The sequence below is a fragment of the Veillonella sp. 3913 genome, from assembly GCF_003992235.1.
Lineage (GTDB): Bacteria > Bacillota > Negativicutes > Veillonellales > Veillonellaceae > F0422.
Genome location: NZ_RQVF01000001.1, coordinates 375,469 through 392,481, shown reverse-complemented (window position 1 = coordinate 392,481; position 17,013 = coordinate 375,469). Strand labels below are relative to the sequence as shown.

The window sequence follows — 17,013 nt, the reverse complement described above, 5'->3', positions numbered from 1 at the left end:
GCACATTCCTTCGCAAGCTATACAGTGGTTATAATTACATAAATTTAAGACCCCCGTAACTATGCGTATCTACGGGGGTTTCTAATTTTTGATTTGCTCTAATTTTACGCATTTTCTAGACGGTTGCTCAACCGTTGCTCAACCTTTTGGAGACTATCACCGAACGGAAGTTTATTCACGGCATCTATATATTGCTCAATTGTTTTGTGCGTGTAAACCCCTTGCGTTATGTTATTCGATGTAGCATGGCCTACGATATTCTTGATGATAATTTCGGGGATACTGTAATCGCTGCATAACGTTATGAACGTATGGCGAGTATCATGTGGCTTGCGCCTATCCATCCCCAATCGCTCACATATTTCGGTCAACCTTCTTCTATATCCATCTTGCCCAACAATTCCATCCATTAAGCATATTGAACGCTTAAATTTAGCTGTGGCATATAACTCCTGGATGAATGGCGCAATGCATTCAGCAATAGGGATGATGCGGTCGCGCCCTGCATCGGTCTTTGAACCGCCTACCATGTACCGTTCTTTCAAGTGAATGTCATCCACCTTTATATGTAAGAGTTCGTTTAATCGAACTCCAGTGTAAATATAGATAAGAATGATACGGACAATTTGCTCATCCTGGTGTAACCATAATTGGTGAATATCTTCCTCACGAAAAGGAGTTGCCTTCTTAATAGATGTAGCATTCTTGCTGATAATAATATCTTTCATGTAATTTTTAACGAGCACTTCATTTTTAATGGCTATATTGCAAGTTTTAATCAATGTCGATTTTATAACCTCTTGATATGATTTGCTGTATGTAAATTTATCAAAAAATGGTTGTACGTGAGCTGTTCTTAGTACAGTGATATCCATTGGTAGGATGGGCTTCATCATCTTTTTAACAGCATGAATTACATCTATTCGACCAGCTGAAAGCCCCATGCGCTCTGCTTCTTCAAAATACCATTGAAAGCACTGCTCAACGGTAATCACTCGTTTTTTCTCTAGCGCCGTTGGGTCATTGGAGAATAGAGCCAATGCCTCGTAGGCTTCCTTTTGACTCGCATATGTGCCTAGAGTTTTACGAATTGGCTTACCTTCATCCGTCCATCCAGTCGTGATGACGGCACGGAATGGCTTGCGTAATTTCTTATGTTTCATCTTGTAAACGGATCCCGATCCGTTAGAGCGTTTCAACGCCATAAAAATAACCACCTTTCATGTGTAGCAAATACACCTAAAAAGTGGTACAATATATGTATTGAATATATGTGGATGTACCACCCTTAGGTATGTTCAGAATTTACCTCTCCAGTTGGCGCTGGAGAGGTATTTTTTTATGCGGTTTTAGAACTTGATTTTTTTCTAATTTGTTGAGGTCAACAAATTAGAGCGATTGAGCTATTTCCATCTTGGAAAGAACTCAATCGATGAATTGATAGTAAAAGTTCACTTCTTCATGGTTGAAATCAGCTTCATTTCCATGCAATAGGGATTCTATTAGCCCTGCATGCATGTCTTGCGTAAAATGTCCTTCCATGATGTGGCACACCTCGTGGGCGATGCTCTCTCTTAATACATCAATAGGCTTGTTCTTATTAACTAATATGGTGTAACAATCTGTATCCTCGCTCGTACATAGTGTAGCGGATATCTTCCTTGGTAATTTCGTATACAGTATAGTGATATTAATCTCTATTTACCCCCTCGTAAACGATTTACTAAATCTATCACATAATCCAAATCTTCATCGCTTAAATCCTTCGCAGCATCTAACAGAATACCCTCTTGCGTTCTTGCATATTCTGCTTTGGCATTGACTGCTGGATCGATGTAATAAGCATTACTTGGTGCTCCATATAATCTATTCATATCAACATTGAAAAAATCTGCTATAGCTTCTAGCATTTCATAGCTAGGTTTTCTTTGATTAGATTCATACATGCTAATCATGCTTTTAGATATATCTAAATAGTCTGAAAGTTCTTGTTGTGTAACCTTACGTTCGGTGCGTAATTCTTTTAATATTTTACCGAATGACATATTCATCACTCCTTTCATAAATAATATATCACATTTTGTGAACAAAGTTCAAGAAAAAAGTTCACAAAAAGTGATTGACAAAGATTTAGTTTGGGTGTAAACTTTAAGTGAACTCAAAGGAGGTGTAATGATGAACAATAAAATTGGGGAAAAAATCATGAAGTTAAGATTAAAAATGAATTTATCTCAAAGACAATTGGCTGAAAGAGTTGGAGTATCAGCATCTGCAATCGCCATGTATGAAGCAAATGAGCGGGTACCAAGAGATGAAGTAAAGGTTCGCTTAGCACATTTTTTTGATACTACAGTTCAAAGCTTATTTTTTTAGCTAAGTAGTTCACTAAAAGTAAACTATATAACCGAAATACAAACAGCCGAGGAAGCGAGGTGATGAACGTGGGCAATAGATTTGATGATATCTTATTAGGGTTTTCACTAGGATTTAGCATTGCATCATTAATTGTGGTGTTGGTGATTCAATTTGGAGGGGCTTTATGAACAAAGAAATCAAAGTAACCATCACTATTTCAGTAGATAAAACAGAATTAGATGAAGCAATTAAAGAAATGGAAAGGTTACACGAATTACAAGAAAAAGTAAATAGAGTCCCTGCAGGAGAGGCTCGCTAATAAGGAGTAAAACATGATAGTAAAACAAATCAGATTAAAACAAGACTTTTACAACACTTTGAATGCAATAGTTAACGCTAAAGATATGGAAGAATTCGGATGCAAAAGCACTCACATTTCATTTGTTTTGAAAGATTTAAGAAGTATTTGCAGTGAAAGTGAGATTGATGCATTTGTTGATGAGGCAGTACAAGCAATCGCACATTTTGCTAATGCGAATTAATAAGAATGAATAAGGGGCAGAAAGATGATTATGATAAATGAAGACTTTGTAAGAACATTAACGAAAGAACAACGGGAATATTTACAAGAACGATATGAAAAGCAGTTAGAAGAGGCGATTAAGCATTTTGAGCGTTATAAGTATGTTCAAAATAATTTAAGAGAATTAGTTGAGTTCGAGAAAAAATATTATGCTGCAAATTGGTTTAAATTCTTATCGGGAAGTGATGCAAGCGATTTAAGTGAGAAAGCTTCTGAGTATTCAATGGATGTAACTTTTGAGCTTTTGAGATTTGATAAGGTGTGACTAAGGGGATGTGAAGAAGGATGACAAAAAAAGAGTTTGGGCGCCATTTAGCAACTTTGATAGATGCGTATGGGCTCTCTCAAAAAGATCTCTCAAGATTAACAGGAATTAGGGAGTCAACTATATCTGATTGGATTAATGGTAAATACTACCCAAAGCAAGATAAACGGTTGCTTATTGCAAAGGCTTTAAAAATTTCTCCTGCTCGATTGTTTGCACTTGCTGAGGATAAACCTCCAGCAGAAGGTGACTGTTGGAGAGACAAATATAAAGAACTGAAAGAATTATCTACATTTATCGTGGATAGAATGGAAGACGAGGGGACAGGGCTTTCAAAAGGCGATGTGAATACGTTGCTGGAGTTGTTAAGGATAGAAATTATGTATCGGTACAGAATGTAAGGAGGTGAAGAAGGATGCTACCAGGATTAACGCAACAACAAAGGCAATATTTATATGAATTACATAATAAGTCGGCGAAGGAAGCGGAGAAGAACCTAGGCTTATGGTTAGAAGGCTACGATGATGAGAGCGAGGCTCATTACGTATACGAGCAAGAGCTTGAAAGAGCGTGGGTATACGCTGAACTAGGTGGGTTCCCACTAAATGATTTTGTAAAGGATGGATTAGGATGCTGATAAAACTAACTGGTGAGCAAAACCAAGAGTTGCAGGTTAGATATAAGAAAGCCGTGGACAATGCGCTTAAATATAGGCAGTTGGCAAAGATGGACTCTGATCCACATTCACATTATTACGACTGGTTTTGGGATGCATGGGGCCAAGCAACTGCGTATTATTTATTGGGACAGTTTGAGTTAGACCCAAGGCTTAAGGAGCAAATTTATGGATAGCAATGAATTTTATAAATCGCTCACAGAAGAGCAATTAGAGTACTTAGAAGAAATGCTGAACACATTTGTGGAGGTAGCCCATGAGTTTTTTGATGAATGGGTAGATTATGATGAAGAATGCGACCTATTAAACTTTGTCAGCACAGTCTACGATGCTCAGTTGATTAGTCGCATGACAGGCGTTATAAGCGATTCTTTTATTGACTTGTTAAAGTCAGATAGAGGTCGGTTCATTAAGGACAGAGACAGCTTTATTTCTTTGATGGAGGAACGCATTAATGGATAGAGGAGAATTTGCTGCAAGCATTAGCGAAGAGCAAGAAGAATTTATCTTTCATAGGCGAGATGGATTCTTAAAATTAGCAAAAACTTGTATTAATGAGTACAAGGATAATCCGAGTGAAGAAATTTTTCGACGAATAGAAGATAACTTATTATCTGCCAATACACTTCACTTCTTGTTAAATCAACGCCCAATATGGGAGTATAACAAAACGTATGAAGAGTATCACAATATTGCTGATAGCCATCAAAAAAACATGGCACTAGTGCACCGTAACAAGAAATTAGAGAAAACTCTAATGATTAAAGTGTTAGCTAAAGCAGGGGAATTATTGGAGCTAACTTATGCGGCATTAACACTTGGATTTGGTGCAGGGGTAGGATTATTCGTGTTAAATCAATTATGTAAAATACTGGGGGTCTAATGCCAAGAAGAAATAAGAATGCAAGAGTGCGGAAACAAAAGCCGTACCACATCATGGCCAAGCACAAACAGAAATTAGAAGTTGAAAAGAAAGTCGAGCAACAGCTCGCATTCATCCAACGCAAAACAGATGAATATGATCGTAAGAGTAAGGAACGATTGAGACAGGCTGAGGAAATGATTCGAGCGACACATGAGAAAAGCAAGCTAACTACACAAATCTTGCTTGCAAGCTGTGTGGTAGGGTTGATAGTAATGAGTTTATTTATTTTATGGTTAGGGAGGTAACTATGGCTAAGGAATTGGCAAAATTAATCGGAGGTTTACTTACAACATTTTTAGTGTGGTTGGCAGTGGTGGCATTCATTGTTTACGTATTGGCGCAAGTTGTTAAGTCGGTATTCTTTTAAGGAGGCAATATGAAGGTAACACCTACACACATTGCCGACATTATGGGTGTATCCCCCCAATTTGTACGGTGTGGATTACGTGCCAACAAATGGGAATGGGGCGATGCAGTTCAGATGCATGGCAAAGCGTACACATACTACGTGTACTGGCACAAATTCAAAGAATGGTGGGGACAAAGTGATGCAAAAACAAAAAAAATCGAGCAAATGCTCGAAACGGAAGAATTTTAAAATCTATTGGGATAGGGTGGCAATGGTTGCTATGGTGCCTATCATGACAGTAGCTTTATATAATGCGGCATTCCCTAGCAATGTGGTTGAGTATGAAGAGCGTGAAGTAATCGTTCAAAATGGCGACACCTTATGGACTATCGCAAAGGATGCGGTAGGTGAGTCAGAGGATGTACGCCAAACGATCAGGGAGATTATGACTACTAACAAATTACAAGATGGAACAATTCATCCTGGGATGTCGCTCAAGGTTAGAGCGATTAAGGAGTGATGTTGTGGATTTAAAAGCATACTGTAAAGAACGAGGAATCAAGCAAAGTAGGATTACTAGACTGGTTGGAATCCCAAAAGATAGGCTTTGTCGGTTGATTAATGGAAAGCCTGTAAACTTAACAATTCTAGAGTTGATGAAGTTTTGCAAATTCTTAGGATTAAAGCCATCACAGGTAACAAGTGGTTATACCGTATTTATGGATAGCCAAAAATTCTACTTAAAAGAAAAAGCCCCTCAAGGATGCGCTAACATCGAGGGACTTAAACAAATAACTACACATAGTATACCACAAATGGAAGAATCTATGAAGTGCGGTAAAACATATCGAATGAGGGGGTATGCAATGGTGCCAATTGACATCACCATCCCCCTCAATGAGGGGCAAGACCCAGATGATGTGGCAGATAATTTTGATGATAGCGATTATGCTGATTTCATTTTGCATAGCAATATCCCATATATCATCAAGGCCGAAATAGATGAAATTGAGGAGGTTCACTAAAACATGTATAAGAAGATTTTTAACGGCAAGAATGCCACTCATGATGAGTGGTTAGAGGCTCGTAAACAAGGCATTGGCGGTAGCGATATGGCAGCGATTCTAGGCTTTAACAAATACCGTGATGCGGTGAGCGTATGGCTCGATAAGCGAGGAGAATTACCACCAGTTGAGGAAAACGAACCAATGTATTGGGGAAACGTACTTGAGGAAGTGGTCGCCCAGGAGTTTGCGAAACGAACAGGATGGAAAGTTAGAAATAATAACTATACATTACAGTCAATCGAGCATCCATACTTATTGGCCAATATCGATCGTGAAATCGTAGGCGTGGATGCGGGATTAGAATGTAAAACCACAAACGCATTCAAGCGAGATGAATGGGAAGGGGATGAAGTCCCTACATCCTATTACATCCAATGCCAACACTATATGGCGGTAACTGGCAAATCATCTTGGTGGATTGCTTGCCTACTTGGGGGTAATACCTTTATCTATAAAGAAATCCCAAGAAACGAGGAAGTCATCGAGGCTATCATTCGAGAAGGTAAAGTATTTTGGGACATGGTGGAAAGCGGAACAGTACCAGCTGTTACTGGTAGCGAATCGAGCGCCGAAGCACTCAAGATGATGTACGGAAAATCCAATGCGCAGACAATAGAACTTGATGATGTGGCAGTGAACTACATCAACCAATATAACAACGCCAAGGCAAAGATTAAGGAAGCCACAGAGGCGAAGGATGAAGCGGAAAATATCCTAAAATCCTTGCTCGGTGAAAATGAAGTAGGAACTGTTGGCGGATTCAAAGTTACTTGGAAAATGCGAAAAGGTGCAAGCCGTTTCAATACAAAACAATTCCAAGCGGATCATCCAGAATTACATAAGCAATACATGGTAAAAGGCGAGGATACTCGCTCAACGTTCAGTGTTAAATAAGGAGGAATTACAACATGGCAAGTGTAACACAGGGGCTAAGCATCAAGAAAGGCGCCGTACAAACGGCAGAATCACAAAAGGCGGTGACTATCCAAAGTTTAGTATCTCAAGATAGTGTGAAAGCACGATTTGAGGAATTACTAGGAAAGAAAGCGCCAGGGTTTATCTCAAGTTTATTAGCGGTAGTCAATAACAACAAATTGCTCGCAAAAGCGAATCCGAAGACAGTCATTGCAGCGGGTGCAATGGCGGCATCATTAGACTTACCAATTAATCAAAACTTAGGCTTTGCCTATATCATCCCATATAAAGATGAGGCCCAATTCCAAATGGGTTACAAAGGCTACATCCAATTAGCAATGCGTACTGGTCAGTACCAAACGATCAACGCAGCTGAGGTATATGAAGGAGAAATCATCAAACAAAACCGCTTTACAGGCGAGTATGAGTTTGGTGAGAAAACCTCCGATAAAATCGTAGGTTACATTGCCTACTTCAAGCTAGTAAACGGATTCGAGAAATACCTTTACATGAGCATTGAGGAAATGCAAGCCCATGCCAAGAAGTTTAGTAAGAACTATAAAGGTGGCACTGACAAGTGGGGTATCACAGACTTTCATAGCATGGCTATTAAAACGGTGCTCAAGCGGTTAATCAGTAAATACGGCATCCTATCCATTGAGATGCAAGGGCAACAAATGGTAGATGCCATCACCAATGACGGCGGAAAGATGGTAATGAACGATGATGGAACACTGGAAGCGGAGTTCGATGGAGACTCCATTGAAGCCGATGCGGTGGTAGTTTATGATGAAGAACCAACGGTAATTACCACCGAAGATGGTGGAACTGTGGATACTGAAACAGGGGAATACATGGAATCCATGTTTAGTAAATAGTTAGCGAGGGCAACTAATGGCAAGACCTAACAAGCAAGGCCTTGACTACTTCCCCTTAGATGTTAACTTACTTACCAATTTAAAGGTAAGGCGCTTAATAAGTGCACAAGGAATCAACTCAATCGCAGTGATTATTGAGCTGCTGTGTCGTATCTACCAAGGTAAAGGGTACTACATTGAGCGGAGTAACGACCTTGCTTTCCTTATTTCGGACGCATTGCGATCTGGGATTAGTGAGGGCGCTGTTGAAGAGATAATTAAGAAAGCGATTGAGCTTGGATTCTTTGATGCCAATATGTTGGACGACTTTGGAATACTGACTTCCGAGTCTATCCAGAAGACTTTTTTTGAAGCAACAAAAAAAAGAAAAGGGGTTCAGTACGACGGGAGATTTCTGCTCATTTCCATTAATGGATACAATAACTTAGTTAATGTCGACATTAACTCAATAAATGTATCCAATAATGAACAAAGTAAAGAAAAGAAAAGTAAAGAAAATAAAATAAAAGAAAACAAAACAAAAGAAGTGAATCGTGTTGTTTCTTATTTTATGAATCATTTTGGAGAGCTTACCGCATTTACTAGTGACCTATTGGCATCGATGGTTAATGACTTTGGAGAATCTAGTGTACTTGATGCTATGGAGACTGCTGTAAATAAAGGTAAGCCTATGTTGAACTATGTGCAGGGCATTTTAAGAAATAAGGAGATAGATAGTAAAAATGGAGGAGGTGTAATCCGTGGAAAGCGTAGGGAAATTGATTGGAGCACAGAGCCAGATGGACTCTAGTGAGCGATCTAAGTTTATCGCTAATTTATTAGATAAAGGAAATAGCAATCCTAAAGAGTATTTTTTTGACAAACCTCAATATGACGAACCAGTATATATAGACCCAAAACCTATATTAGGTAAATATGGGGTTCAAAAAAGACAGCAACACATTACATTTGAATGGATTGTTGATAGTAATAATTTTAATGAGTGTGACAGAGAAAGCTATAGAAAAGCCTATTTATATGGAAAAGAAATACATAATCACATAAATGATGGGCAAGGATTGGTGTTAAAAGGATTAGTAGGGACTGGGAAAACTACATTGGCTATTGCGATTATGCGCAAGGCAGTAGAACAAGGCATACGTTGTCTATTTGTAAACAATATCAGCCTAAATGATAAGTTGCTCAACCTTCTGAACAGTGATCGTAAGGAGCTTGTGAATTATGACAACCTTCTTAGAACGGTACCGTTGCTAGTAATTGATGATTTTGGCGCAGAATCTGACAGAAACAACCATTCATGGCTCGTAGAGAAAATGGAAAGCATTATTGGCGAACGATACGACCGAATGCTACCTGTTGTTATTACGACGAATTTAAGCCATGAAGCTTTAGTAGAACGGTATAACACTAGAATATACGATAGATTGAGAGAAACATGTGGAGTACTTAAATTTAAAGGCCAAAGCTTACGAGTAAATAAGGAGGAAAATAATGAGCGATAATGTAAAGAATCCATCATATTACCAACGGCATAATTTAGAGTATATATACTATAAAAGATTGCAACTATTGGAGGATTATATTTCGGAGTATCACAAAGACCAAAATGAGATTAATAAATTGAATTGCATAATTGCATACTATGTTGCTATTGAGTATAAATGGTTGTTGCGACAAAGCGAGTATAACGAGATGTTAGAAAATTTTGAACGTGTTTTAGAGAAAGACGGCGTATTGTAAAATGCATAAGAGTAAGATGAAATTTTAGGACGGATAGTTAAGGAGTTGAAAGAACGATGAAATTATTATGGATTCCATGTTGGTATGATTTCGCAGGTGGCGAAGCATACAACGTCATTCTTGAAAAAGAAAACGGTGAATTTAACAAAAACAAAGTATCTATGGAGTTTGAGTTTGATGAATCTACGAAGTATGTCATTTCGGTTGAAAATGGAGTGTTATCGTTAAGAAAAGAATGTTGGAATGATTATGAACCTAACGACTATATAGATTTAGTTGATGCTGGAGTTGCCGCAAAAGATGACTTAAATGAAATTATTACAGTATTGAAGGCATTTGGGGAAAAGATTATCGATTCTATTAAAAAACAAGAAATTAAAAAACACGAAGAAGCTAAAAGAAAAAAAGAACTCGCAAAAAGAAAAAAGGAATGGTTGAGTTCATCTTCATATGAAGTGGAAATTAGGGGGTGGGAATGGTGAAAGAAATGAAACGCAATGAAGTGACTCGAATAAATTACGAGACGGTTAAGAAATTGCATGACCATGCAGAATTTTTAAAGCACGAAATGCAAACGATCATGAAACACAGTTATCGCCAAAAGATTAAGGCGCAAGCGATGGTGTTATATCATGCATGCGATACAATTGCTACATATACGATGAGTCGGTCAAAGGCGATGTATCAATGGGATACATTCGTTGTTGATATGATGGGGTGTTACTACTTATTCTATAGTATTTACACCAGCAGAGTATTGGAGCTGCGAGACGTGTTAGAAGTTTGTGAGAATTGTGATGAAGCATGGGACAGTTTCGAGTGGATAATTGACGCTTTAAGAGACTTTGGTGAATCAGTTACACTTAGGGACCGAGATACGTGGATTTATAACAAATAAAGGAGTAAACATGAAAGAAATAACCGCAAATGATGCAATTAATTTAATCAAATACCAATTACGTAAACGACGTCAGAGCCTAGATGAATTTTTCCTAGATAAATATGACCATGATTTACGACTAGAGGAGATTTTAGCGAGCATCGAGATTGTAGAGGAGGTTGAACAATTATTAAAAGGTGAGGAGGTAACTCTTGAAACGGAGATATCTTAATAGTCGCAACAAACAAAACATGCTGCTATTAGCATGCATGAACCAAGAATCAAAGAATATGATTGAATCATTTGAACTCCAGGGCGAATGGAAAAGGAAAGCGAATACGATTGCTACATTTGCTGAAAAGCTGATGTTACATGTCACTGAAGATTTAGACATGGAGCAACGCAAGCAAGTCATGCGATTAATTAGTCACTATGGCGTTCAAACGGTGCAAACGTCAGCTTACACGAAGAAGGAAGACGATGAAAACGATGAACACCTGGCAGTACTAGTGGATCATGCGCTAGGTGGTAGTTGCAAAAACTGCAATAGGCAGGATTTTATGAATTGCGAACTTAGAAGGGCGCTTATTCATGCGTCAGTGCCAGTGTACGATGAGTGCGCCGAGGGATGCCCTTACAAGGTGAAATAATGGTAAATACAATTAAAATTGAATGCGACTTCATGTACTTAAACGAGTACATCAACACAGAGCGCAGGAATAAATACGCAGCCGCCAAGATTAAGGACAAATTAACAAATATGGTGGCGTGGCAATGTAAAGACAGACTGATTGTTAAGCCAAAAGGTAAAGTAGATATGATTTTCAAATGGCATGTTAAAGGTCGGCATGACAGCGACAATATCGCATTTGCCAAGAAATTCGTATTAGATGGCATGGTGCAAGCAGGGTTATTAGAAAACGATAATCCAAAGTGCGTACGACACTTGGCGGATTATATTTACAGAGATTTAAGGAAACCACAGGTTGACTATGTGGATGTATTTTGGGAGGAAGCCAAAGATGAATAATGTTCAATTACTAGGCAATTTGGTTAGAGATGTGGAGTTGCGATATACGCAAAGTGGTTCATCGGTAGCTACATTTACGGTGGCAGCAACAAGCACCTATAAAGGACAAAATGGCGAGGCAAAAGAACTCACAGCCTTTGTGAATTGTGTGGCGTGGGGCAAGAACGGCGAATATATGAGCCAATTTGCAAAAGGGCAAAAGGTATTTGTTCAAGGGCGGTTACAAACACGCTCCTATGAAGCACAAGATGGCACTAAACGATACGTTACGGAAGTGGTGGCGGACTTCTGCACAGGCCAAGACCAAACACCAGGAGCTCAATCATCAACGAGCAATTTCGATAGCATGACGACATCACATGAGGAAATTCCGTTCTAATGTGGCGCATAAGCTCGATTTTATGTGTGGTAGGCATAATCTATCTAAAACTCATGAAATCTAGCAATAAGACCATAAAATTTAAGTTTTACAGCGTGGTTGAAGCATGAAAGATGGTGATAGATTGGAGATAGAGAATATACTTGAAGAAATGCGGAGTATTGCAAGGCAAATTGATTGCCTACGTGATGAAATACGAAAACTCCGAGCGGAGTGTGACGGCTTGAAGGCAACGGATTATAGTGCGCCTAGGGTGCAAGGTGGCACGCCAACAGGCATTGATGATAGGGTGATTAAACTTGAGGATAGGATTGAACGTTTAAAGGAACTCATTGAAAGACGGTATACTTATATCGATACGATCAATGAGGTGCTAGATAACATGCCAACGATGGAGTATGCTACGATTATACGGAATCATTATTTATACAATGAGTCCTGGAGACATATTGCGCAAGTGCTAAACATAAATCGTGAAAAACTCCGAACGAAGCTGCATAAAGCAGCCTTAAAAGAATTTAAAAAAAGTTATGCCAAAATTGCCAACAAGGTCAAGGCAACGTGATATTATAATACTTGTAAGAATGTTGGTTACGAGTTTTCAACGTTTTACACTCCTTATAATCTTATAAACCAAACACAAGAAATGACGTCAAAGCTGCGACGTCATTTTTTGTTGCGCAAAATCAGAAAGGCGGTGATACAATGACCGAGATTAAATGGATAAAGCGAAAATGCTTGCATAACGAGCACGGCATATGCACGGCGAAGACAATCGAATATAACGGCTTATGTCAGACCTATGCGACACCAGACTTCATGATGCGTACAAGAACGGCTCACGTATCTAAACGCCATGGACGATTTAAGCGGAACAGTGGGGAGGTGTTGCGATGAACATAGTGCAATTGCCTATTGAAGAGTTAACACCCTACGAGAATAACCCTAGGAATAACAAGAATGCGATTAAATACGTTGCCAACAGTATTCGTGACTTTGGGTTTAAATCTCCAATCATCCTGGATACTAACAAAGTGATTATTTGCGGTCATACACGGTATGAAGCAGCAAAGACATTGGGATATACTCACGTTCCTTGTATCGTTGCCAGTGACCTAACAGAATCACAGGTTAAAGCCTATCGGTTAGCTGATAACAAGGTAGCTGAAATGGCGAAGTGGGATTATGACTTGCTTTCCTTTGAAATCCAAGACCTATCGTTTGATATGGAGGATTTTGGGTTCGATGTGGAGCGACTGCTAACTCCAGCAGATGAAAAAGAAAATGAACGTGAAAGAACGATGGATGCCTACAACTTACATGACTATGACAGCGGTAATGTTGAGGGGTTCTATCAAATGCCAATCATCACTAGGACATATGCAAAGCCTAGCGAGTTGATTGGCTTTAATTATGTCAAAACCAACAAAAAGAAAGAAGGGCAAGGCGTGCACTTCTTCATTGATGATTACCAATTTGAACGGATTTGGAATGATCCCGATAAATACGTGGACATGCTAATTCCTTATGAGTGCGTGCTAACTCCTGATTTTAGCTTATACACCGAAATGCCAATGGCCATGAAGATTTGGAATGTTTACCGCTCAAGGCTCATTGGCCAAATACTCCAACAAAATGGGGCAAATGTGGTTCCTACTCTATCATGGTGTGAACGTGACACATTCGCATTCTGTTTTGATGGCATTGAACCAGGTGGCACAGTAGCAGTATCAACAATAGGCGTTAAGCGATCAGATGATGCCTATCTCATGTGGTCAGAGGGAATGGATGAAGCTATACGCAAGTTAAAGCCAGAGCACGTTATCGTATACGGCGGTGACATTGGATACCAATTCCCTTGCGAGGTTACTTACATTCAAAATGCAGTAACAGAAAGGATGAAGAAAAGTGGGCGGTAGAGGTGCTAGTTACTCACTCACAGGCAGTGGGGAGAAAAGCAAGCGAACTGAAATTAGCGAAAAGAAATTAGATAGGCTCAAGAAAGAATTGGAGAATGCGGAAAGTGCTCATTGGGGCAATATGAAAGCACGCCAAGGGCAAGTATGGCATACTGACAAAGCTAAAGGCAGAGCCGAGCATAATCGAGCTGAACGGCAGATGGGGCGCATTCAATCATTAAGAAAGCAAATTGAAAAACAAGAAGGTGTTGTTGAGCGTCAACGTAAACGTGATGGTGCCAAGGGTAGCTTATTTGACTACAAAGGCAACCTTAACATCACAGAACACAATTACAAGCAAGTTCGCTCATTCCTGAAAGACATTGAAAAAGGCAAGGTCAGAAGCGGCAGAACTAGAGCGACTGAACGGAATTGGAAAAAGAAATTGGATAGCTTTGAAAAGACATTAAAAGCAAGTAAGAAAGTGAAAGTCACATCTAGCGCTCAAAGTCTTATTGATAGTGGCAAAGTAAAGCAGTGGAAAAAGCACCCTGATCATTACTTCATCACTGGAGCACAAAAAACGGCGCTTGTATTAAAGCCAGACGGAACTTTTACAAGAAGTAATAGATATACTGGGCCGCTTACTCAAGAGCATGCTGACAGGGTCGATAAATTCATTAAAACGGGAGTGTGGTAAGCATGGAAATTCAATCATTTATATACAAAATGCGTGACTTCAATTCCGTTGAATTAGCTGACGGTATCTTCTTATTTAAAGCGCCTAAAGGCAAGTGGGAATTATGGAATGTTGAGGATGACGTTGAAGAAGGCGAGATAATCGACGATTTAATAGCGCATCCTAAAGTGGTTGAGCTCATTGGAAAATTAGAAACAATAGAATTTGAAGTTATGGGCGGTCGTGGTGCTGGAGGAATGGGCGCCGTGTTTAGTTGGAAAGGCGCCTCGCATAGAGGGCTTGACCATAGCATGGATAATTTACCAGCACGTGTGAATAATAAGGTCAAGATAAAGACCCGTGAACAAGCAATTAAGGCATTCCGTGATATGCACGGCAAGGATGCGGGCGAGTCACTAGTTCAAATTGATAGAAATGGTTTTGTTCACCATTACAGAAATGGCAACAAGACAAACGTCAGCATCAATAGGACGGTGAAAGGAGCTACACTCGTTCACAATCACCCAAATAACAGCACGTTCAGCCCTGCTGATATGAAGGTGGTAGCAAGTACGAATGTTGGCAGTATCATTGCCACGCATTCTAAAGGTTATCGAGAATTTACCAAACAATCGCATTTCAAACAAAATGACTTCCTCAAGGCAGTCGCCAGGGTCGAGAAAAACGGCTTAAAGGGCAAAGGCCCTAATGATGCAGTAGACAGATGGCTCAAACGCAATCAAAAGAAATATGGTTACACATTCAAGAATGTTCTAGATTAAGAAGAAGGAGGGGGTAACAGGTGGCCAATCCTAGAGGGCATCCTGAAACCCTCAAGAGTACAAACACTTTAGACAAGAAAACACACGCTGCAATGTCATCCAAAGGTGGCAAGAATTCGGGCGCCAAAAGACGTGAAATGAAGAAATGGAAAGACCTAGCCAAAGAGATAATGGCAATGCCGCTACAAAAGGGCAAGGTTAAGGATAAAATCACGTCATTAGCCGAGGCAAAAGGGCAGAATATCGATACGCAAACAGCGGTGATATTAGCACAGGTGGTCAAGGCAACTAAAGGCGACACTAAGGCAGCGGAATTCTTATACTCACTATCTCATGAAGAGGTGGAGCAAATCACAGAAACACCTATTGTGGTGCCAGATGACACAGATAAGATTATTCCGTTCTTTGATTCTGTAAGTGGCGATATTAAGCGCCATGGCCATACGCATTACTGGTTTAAAGGTGGACGTGGTAGCACGAAATCATCATTCATTAGCATGAAAATTCCGCAGTTAATCATTGGTAATCCACATGTGAATGTGGTTATCTTACGGAAAGTGGCGAACACCCTCAAGAACTCGGTATACGCTCAAATAGAGTGGGCGCTCGAACAATTGGAATTATTGCAAGAGTTCGAGTTCAAGAAGTCACCGCTTGAGATTATTTACAAGCGAACTGGGCAAAAGATTTTATTCTTGGGTGCAGATGACCGCTCAAAGATTAAATCACTTAAAATGCCATTCGGTTATGTCGGATGTGTATGGTACGAAGAATTAGACCAATTCAGTGGAATGGATGAAATTCGCTCAATCAATCAATCATTGTTGCGTGGTGGTGACAAATATTGGTGCTTTTACTCATTCAACCCACCGAAGAGCCGTGATAATTGGGTGAACGTGGAGCAATTGACGGATTATCCCGACAGGCTCATTAGTCACAGTAATTACACGATGGTTCCGAGTGATTGGCTAGGCGATCAATTCATTATCGAGGCGGAAAAGCTGAAAGAGCAGAGGCCAGACCTATACGAACATGAGTATATGGGAATTGCCACAGGAACAGGCGGTGACGTATTTGCCAACGTGGAGGAAATGACCATAACCGATGAAATGATAGAGAACTTTGACAATAACTATCACGGTATCGACTTTGGTTTTGCTCAAGACCCGTTTGTGTATACCAAATTACACTATGACATCAAGCATGATTGTATTTACATTTACGATGAAGTTTATAGTACAAGGCTCAAAAACTCGATGGCATACGAGAAAATCAAAGATAAAGTAGGCACGAGTGTAGTATGGGCCGATAATGCTGAACCAAAATCCATAGCAGAGCTTGCTGATATGGGCTTGCGTATCTATGGCGTGAAAAAGGGCCCAGATAGTCGTGAATTTAGTATCAAGTGGCTATCGGATCGTTACAAGATTTACATTGACAAAAACAGATGTCCGAACGCATACCGCGAATTTACGATGTACGAATACGACCAGGATAAGCACGGCAATTTCATTAGTGCCTATCCTAAGCGTAACGATCATACGATTGATTCGGTGCGGTATTCGTTACGTAGTGAGATGGATGCGAATAAATTCAGTTGGTAGGAGGTGAT

The 17,013-nt window shown here is 39.7% G+C and carries 32 protein-coding genes; 30 read left to right on the top strand and 2 right to left on the bottom strand.

The genetic code is table 11. The features are described 5' to 3' along the window. Positions 1 to 104: 104 nt before the first annotated feature. Positions 105 to 1,205 (bottom strand): tyrosine-type recombinase/integrase, encoded by a 1,101-nt coding sequence (locus EO113_RS02040; RefSeq protein WP_127135424.1) that lies wholly within the window; start codon positions 1,203 to 1,205, stop codon positions 105 to 107. A 492-nt stretch (positions 1,206 to 1,697) separates the two neighbouring features. Next, positions 1,698 to 2,051, bottom strand: a complete 354-nt coding sequence (locus EO113_RS02035; RefSeq protein ID WP_164726300.1) for a helix-turn-helix domain-containing protein — start codon at positions 2,049 to 2,051, stop codon at positions 1,698 to 1,700. 121 nt (positions 2,052 to 2,172) lie between these two features. Here EO113_RS02035 and EO113_RS02030 point away from each other — a divergent pair, with 121 nt between their 5' ends. The 30 genes from EO113_RS02030 (at position 2,173) to EO113_RS01895 (ending at position 17,005) form a co-directional block, all read left to right on the top strand. Beyond that, complete coding sequence (locus tag EO113_RS02030; RefSeq protein WP_206168644.1) at positions 2,173 to 2,373, top strand: helix-turn-helix transcriptional regulator; 201 nt, start codon at positions 2,173 to 2,175, stop codon at positions 2,371 to 2,373. Between the two features lie 166 nt (positions 2,374 to 2,539). After that, the gene (locus tag EO113_RS08280; protein WP_255416896.1) at positions 2,540 to 2,674 is read left to right on the top strand and encodes a hypothetical protein; all 135 of its coding nucleotides are present in this window, start codon (positions 2,540 to 2,542) and stop codon (positions 2,672 to 2,674) included. Positions 2,675 to 2,687: 13 nt separating this feature from the next. Continuing rightward, a complete protein-coding gene (locus EO113_RS02025; protein ID WP_127135422.1) occupies positions 2,688 to 2,897 on the top strand; it encodes a hypothetical protein in 210 nt (69 codons plus the stop codon). Positions 2,898 to 2,921: 24 nt separating this feature from the next. Then, positions 2,922 to 3,203, top strand: a complete 282-nt coding sequence (locus EO113_RS02020) for a hypothetical protein (protein ID WP_127135421.1) — start codon at positions 2,922 to 2,924, stop codon at positions 3,201 to 3,203. Positions 3,204 to 3,223: 20 nt separating this feature from the next. Further along, the gene (locus EO113_RS02015) at positions 3,224 to 3,604 is read left to right on the top strand and encodes a helix-turn-helix domain-containing protein (protein WP_127135420.1); all 381 of its coding nucleotides are present in this window, start codon (positions 3,224 to 3,226) and stop codon (positions 3,602 to 3,604) included. 14 nt (positions 3,605 to 3,618) lie between these two features. After that, entirely contained in the window at positions 3,619 to 3,840 is a 222-nt protein-coding gene (locus tag EO113_RS02010) for a hypothetical protein (RefSeq protein WP_127135419.1), read from the top strand. Further along, entirely contained in the window at positions 3,834 to 4,055 is a 222-nt protein-coding gene (locus tag EO113_RS08185) for a hypothetical protein (RefSeq protein WP_127135418.1), read from the top strand. The genes EO113_RS02010 and EO113_RS08185 overlap by 7 nt, the downstream gene beginning before the upstream one ends. Continuing rightward, a complete protein-coding gene (locus EO113_RS02000) occupies positions 4,048 to 4,341 on the top strand; it encodes a hypothetical protein (RefSeq protein WP_127135417.1) in 294 nt (97 codons plus the stop codon). The genes EO113_RS08185 and EO113_RS02000 overlap by 8 nt, the downstream gene beginning before the upstream one ends. Next, positions 4,334 to 4,762: a hypothetical protein gene (locus EO113_RS01995; RefSeq protein WP_127135416.1), complete on the top strand. Its 429-nt coding sequence runs from the start codon at positions 4,334 to 4,336 to the stop codon at positions 4,760 to 4,762. The genes EO113_RS02000 and EO113_RS01995 overlap by 8 nt, the downstream gene beginning before the upstream one ends. Then, positions 4,762 to 5,049 carry a hypothetical protein gene (locus EO113_RS01990; protein ID WP_127135415.1) on the top strand — a complete coding sequence of 96 codons (288 nt, stop codon included), beginning with the start codon at positions 4,762 to 4,764 and terminating at the stop codon, positions 5,047 to 5,049. The genes EO113_RS01995 and EO113_RS01990 overlap by 1 nt, the downstream gene beginning before the upstream one ends. Positions 5,050 to 5,180: 131 nt before the next feature. Continuing rightward, the gene (locus EO113_RS08110; protein ID WP_164725662.1) at positions 5,181 to 5,402 is read left to right on the top strand and encodes a hypothetical protein; all 222 of its coding nucleotides are present in this window, start codon (positions 5,181 to 5,183) and stop codon (positions 5,400 to 5,402) included. Positions 5,403 to 5,424: 22 nt separating this feature from the next. Beyond that, positions 5,425 to 5,673, top strand: coding sequence for a LysM peptidoglycan-binding domain-containing protein (locus tag EO113_RS08105; protein WP_240633654.1), 249 nt, complete (start codon positions 5,425 to 5,427; stop codon positions 5,671 to 5,673). A 4-nt stretch (positions 5,674 to 5,677) separates the two neighbouring features. Further along, on the top strand, positions 5,678 to 6,178 hold the full coding sequence (locus EO113_RS01980; protein WP_164726298.1) for a helix-turn-helix transcriptional regulator: 501 nt from the start codon (positions 5,678 to 5,680) through the stop codon (positions 6,176 to 6,178). A 3-nt stretch (positions 6,179 to 6,181) separates the two neighbouring features. Beyond that, entirely contained in the window at positions 6,182 to 7,114 is a 933-nt protein-coding gene (locus EO113_RS01975; protein ID WP_127135412.1) for a YqaJ viral recombinase family protein, read from the top strand. A 14-nt stretch (positions 7,115 to 7,128) separates the two neighbouring features. Beyond that, positions 7,129 to 8,013, top strand: coding sequence for a recombinase RecT (locus EO113_RS01970; RefSeq protein ID WP_127135411.1), 885 nt, complete (start codon positions 7,129 to 7,131; stop codon positions 8,011 to 8,013). 16 nt (positions 8,014 to 8,029) lie between these two features. Continuing rightward, positions 8,030 to 8,803, top strand: a complete 774-nt coding sequence (locus EO113_RS01965) for a Lin1244/Lin1753 domain-containing protein (RefSeq protein ID WP_127135410.1) — start codon at positions 8,030 to 8,032, stop codon at positions 8,801 to 8,803. Further along, entirely contained in the window at positions 8,793 to 9,515 is a 723-nt protein-coding gene (locus EO113_RS01960) for an ATP-binding protein (RefSeq protein WP_206168642.1), read from the top strand. The genes EO113_RS01965 and EO113_RS01960 overlap by 11 nt, the downstream gene beginning before the upstream one ends. Further along, on the top strand, positions 9,505 to 9,753 hold the full coding sequence (locus EO113_RS01955) for a hypothetical protein (RefSeq protein ID WP_127135408.1): 249 nt from the start codon (positions 9,505 to 9,507) through the stop codon (positions 9,751 to 9,753). The genes EO113_RS01960 and EO113_RS01955 overlap by 11 nt, the downstream gene beginning before the upstream one ends. Before the next feature lie 56 nt (positions 9,754 to 9,809). After that, positions 9,810 to 10,235: a hypothetical protein gene (locus tag EO113_RS01950; protein ID WP_127135407.1), complete on the top strand. Its 426-nt coding sequence runs from the start codon at positions 9,810 to 9,812 to the stop codon at positions 10,233 to 10,235. Then, entirely contained in the window at positions 10,229 to 10,651 is a 423-nt protein-coding gene (locus EO113_RS01945; RefSeq protein WP_127135406.1) for a hypothetical protein, read from the top strand. Before EO113_RS01950 ends, EO113_RS01945 begins: the two co-directional genes overlap by 7 nt. A 10-nt stretch (positions 10,652 to 10,661) precedes the next feature. After that, complete coding sequence (locus EO113_RS01940) at positions 10,662 to 10,865, top strand: hypothetical protein (RefSeq protein WP_127135405.1); 204 nt, start codon at positions 10,662 to 10,664, stop codon at positions 10,863 to 10,865. Beyond that, positions 10,846 to 11,283, top strand: a complete 438-nt coding sequence (locus EO113_RS01935) for a DUF5651 domain-containing protein (RefSeq protein ID WP_127135404.1) — start codon at positions 10,846 to 10,848, stop codon at positions 11,281 to 11,283. The genes EO113_RS01940 and EO113_RS01935 overlap by 20 nt, the downstream gene beginning before the upstream one ends. Then, positions 11,283 to 11,663 carry a hypothetical protein gene (locus EO113_RS01930; protein WP_127135403.1) on the top strand — a complete coding sequence of 127 codons (381 nt, stop codon included), beginning with the start codon at positions 11,283 to 11,285 and terminating at the stop codon, positions 11,661 to 11,663. The genes EO113_RS01935 and EO113_RS01930 overlap by 1 nt, the downstream gene beginning before the upstream one ends. Next, positions 11,656 to 12,042 carry a single-stranded DNA-binding protein gene (locus EO113_RS01925; RefSeq protein ID WP_127135402.1) on the top strand — a complete coding sequence of 129 codons (387 nt, stop codon included), beginning with the start codon at positions 11,656 to 11,658 and terminating at the stop codon, positions 12,040 to 12,042. Before EO113_RS01930 ends, EO113_RS01925 begins: the two co-directional genes overlap by 8 nt. Before the next feature lie 223 nt (positions 12,043 to 12,265). Then, a complete protein-coding gene (locus EO113_RS01920; RefSeq protein ID WP_206168641.1) occupies positions 12,266 to 12,607 on the top strand; it encodes a hypothetical protein in 342 nt (113 codons plus the stop codon). 140 nt (positions 12,608 to 12,747) lie between these two features. Further along, positions 12,748 to 12,939, top strand: a complete 192-nt coding sequence (locus EO113_RS01915; RefSeq protein WP_127135400.1) for a hypothetical protein — start codon at positions 12,748 to 12,750, stop codon at positions 12,937 to 12,939. Beyond that, positions 12,936 to 13,961: a DUF4417 domain-containing protein gene (locus EO113_RS01910; protein WP_127135399.1), complete on the top strand. Its 1,026-nt coding sequence runs from the start codon at positions 12,936 to 12,938 to the stop codon at positions 13,959 to 13,961. Before EO113_RS01915 ends, EO113_RS01910 begins: the two co-directional genes overlap by 4 nt. Beyond that, a complete protein-coding gene (locus EO113_RS01905) occupies positions 13,951 to 14,640 on the top strand; it encodes a hypothetical protein (RefSeq protein WP_127135398.1) in 690 nt (229 codons plus the stop codon). The genes EO113_RS01910 and EO113_RS01905 overlap by 11 nt, the downstream gene beginning before the upstream one ends. 2 nt (positions 14,641 to 14,642) lie before the next feature. Next, entirely contained in the window at positions 14,643 to 15,401 is a 759-nt protein-coding gene (locus EO113_RS01900) for a hypothetical protein (RefSeq protein ID WP_127135397.1), read from the top strand. Positions 15,402 to 15,421: 20 nt separating this feature from the next. After that, complete coding sequence (locus EO113_RS01895) at positions 15,422 to 17,005, top strand: PBSX family phage terminase large subunit (protein WP_240633648.1); 1,584 nt, start codon at positions 15,422 to 15,424, stop codon at positions 17,003 to 17,005. Positions 17,006 to 17,013 lie beyond the last annotated feature (8 nt).

What these genes read in the sequence shown, in the direction of transcription:
- EO113_RS01965 (WP_127135410.1), top strand. Translation starts at nt 8,030, where the DNA reads ATGGCAAGACCTAACAAGCAAGGCCTTGACTACTTCCCCTTAGATGTT.
- EO113_RS02000 (WP_127135417.1), top strand. Translation starts at nt 4,048, where the DNA reads ATGGATAGCAATGAATTTTATAAATCGCTCACAGAAGAGCAATTAGAG.
- EO113_RS01915 (WP_127135400.1), top strand. Translation starts at nt 12,748, where the DNA reads ATGACCGAGATTAAATGGATAAAGCGAAAATGCTTGCATAACGAGCAC.
- EO113_RS08110 (WP_164725662.1), top strand. Translation starts at nt 5,181, where the DNA reads ATGAAGGTAACACCTACACACATTGCCGACATTATGGGTGTATCCCCC.
- EO113_RS01910 (WP_127135399.1), top strand. Translation starts at nt 12,936, where the DNA reads ATGAACATAGTGCAATTGCCTATTGAAGAGTTAACACCCTACGAGAAT.
- EO113_RS02020 (WP_127135421.1), top strand. Translation starts at nt 2,922, where the DNA reads ATGATTATGATAAATGAAGACTTTGTAAGAACATTAACGAAAGAACAA.
- EO113_RS01930 (WP_127135403.1), top strand. Translation starts at nt 11,283, where the DNA reads ATGGTAAATACAATTAAAATTGAATGCGACTTCATGTACTTAAACGAG.
- EO113_RS02035 (WP_164726300.1), bottom strand. Translation starts at nt 2,051, where the DNA reads ATGAATATGTCATTCGGTAAAATATTAAAAGAATTACGCACCGAACGT.
- EO113_RS01990 (WP_127135415.1), top strand. Translation starts at nt 4,762, where the DNA reads ATGCCAAGAAGAAATAAGAATGCAAGAGTGCGGAAACAAAAGCCGTAC.
- EO113_RS01940 (WP_127135405.1), top strand. Translation starts at nt 10,662, where the DNA reads ATGAAAGAAATAACCGCAAATGATGCAATTAATTTAATCAAATACCAA.
- EO113_RS01900 (WP_127135397.1), top strand. Translation starts at nt 14,643, where the DNA reads ATGGAAATTCAATCATTTATATACAAAATGCGTGACTTCAATTCCGTT.
- EO113_RS01970 (WP_127135411.1), top strand. Translation starts at nt 7,129, where the DNA reads ATGGCAAGTGTAACACAGGGGCTAAGCATCAAGAAAGGCGCCGTACAA.
- EO113_RS08185 (WP_127135418.1), top strand. Translation starts at nt 3,834, where the DNA reads ATGCTGATAAAACTAACTGGTGAGCAAAACCAAGAGTTGCAGGTTAGA.
- EO113_RS02015 (WP_127135420.1), top strand. Translation starts at nt 3,224, where the DNA reads ATGACAAAAAAAGAGTTTGGGCGCCATTTAGCAACTTTGATAGATGCG.
- EO113_RS01955 (WP_127135408.1), top strand. Translation starts at nt 9,505, where the DNA reads ATGAGCGATAATGTAAAGAATCCATCATATTACCAACGGCATAATTTA.
- EO113_RS08280 (WP_255416896.1), top strand. Translation starts at nt 2,540, where the DNA reads ATGAACAAAGAAATCAAAGTAACCATCACTATTTCAGTAGATAAAACA.
- EO113_RS02040 (WP_127135424.1), bottom strand. Translation starts at nt 1,205, where the DNA reads ATGGCGTTGAAACGCTCTAACGGATCGGGATCCGTTTACAAGATGAAA.
- EO113_RS01925 (WP_127135402.1), top strand. Translation starts at nt 11,656, where the DNA reads ATGAATAATGTTCAATTACTAGGCAATTTGGTTAGAGATGTGGAGTTG.
- EO113_RS02030 (WP_206168644.1), top strand. Translation starts at nt 2,173, where the DNA reads ATGATGAACAATAAAATTGGGGAAAAAATCATGAAGTTAAGATTAAAA.
- EO113_RS08105 (WP_240633654.1), top strand. Translation starts at nt 5,425, where the DNA reads ATGGTTGCTATGGTGCCTATCATGACAGTAGCTTTATATAATGCGGCA.
- EO113_RS02025 (WP_127135422.1), top strand. Translation starts at nt 2,688, where the DNA reads ATGATAGTAAAACAAATCAGATTAAAACAAGACTTTTACAACACTTTG.
- EO113_RS01975 (WP_127135412.1), top strand. Translation starts at nt 6,182, where the DNA reads ATGTATAAGAAGATTTTTAACGGCAAGAATGCCACTCATGATGAGTGG.
- EO113_RS01950 (WP_127135407.1), top strand. Translation starts at nt 9,810, where the DNA reads ATGAAATTATTATGGATTCCATGTTGGTATGATTTCGCAGGTGGCGAA.
- EO113_RS01995 (WP_127135416.1), top strand. Translation starts at nt 4,334, where the DNA reads ATGGATAGAGGAGAATTTGCTGCAAGCATTAGCGAAGAGCAAGAAGAA.
- EO113_RS01960 (WP_206168642.1), top strand. Translation starts at nt 8,793, where the DNA reads ATGGACTCTAGTGAGCGATCTAAGTTTATCGCTAATTTATTAGATAAA.
- EO113_RS01945 (WP_127135406.1), top strand. Translation starts at nt 10,229, where the DNA reads ATGGTGAAAGAAATGAAACGCAATGAAGTGACTCGAATAAATTACGAG.
- EO113_RS02010 (WP_127135419.1), top strand. Translation starts at nt 3,619, where the DNA reads ATGCTACCAGGATTAACGCAACAACAAAGGCAATATTTATATGAATTA.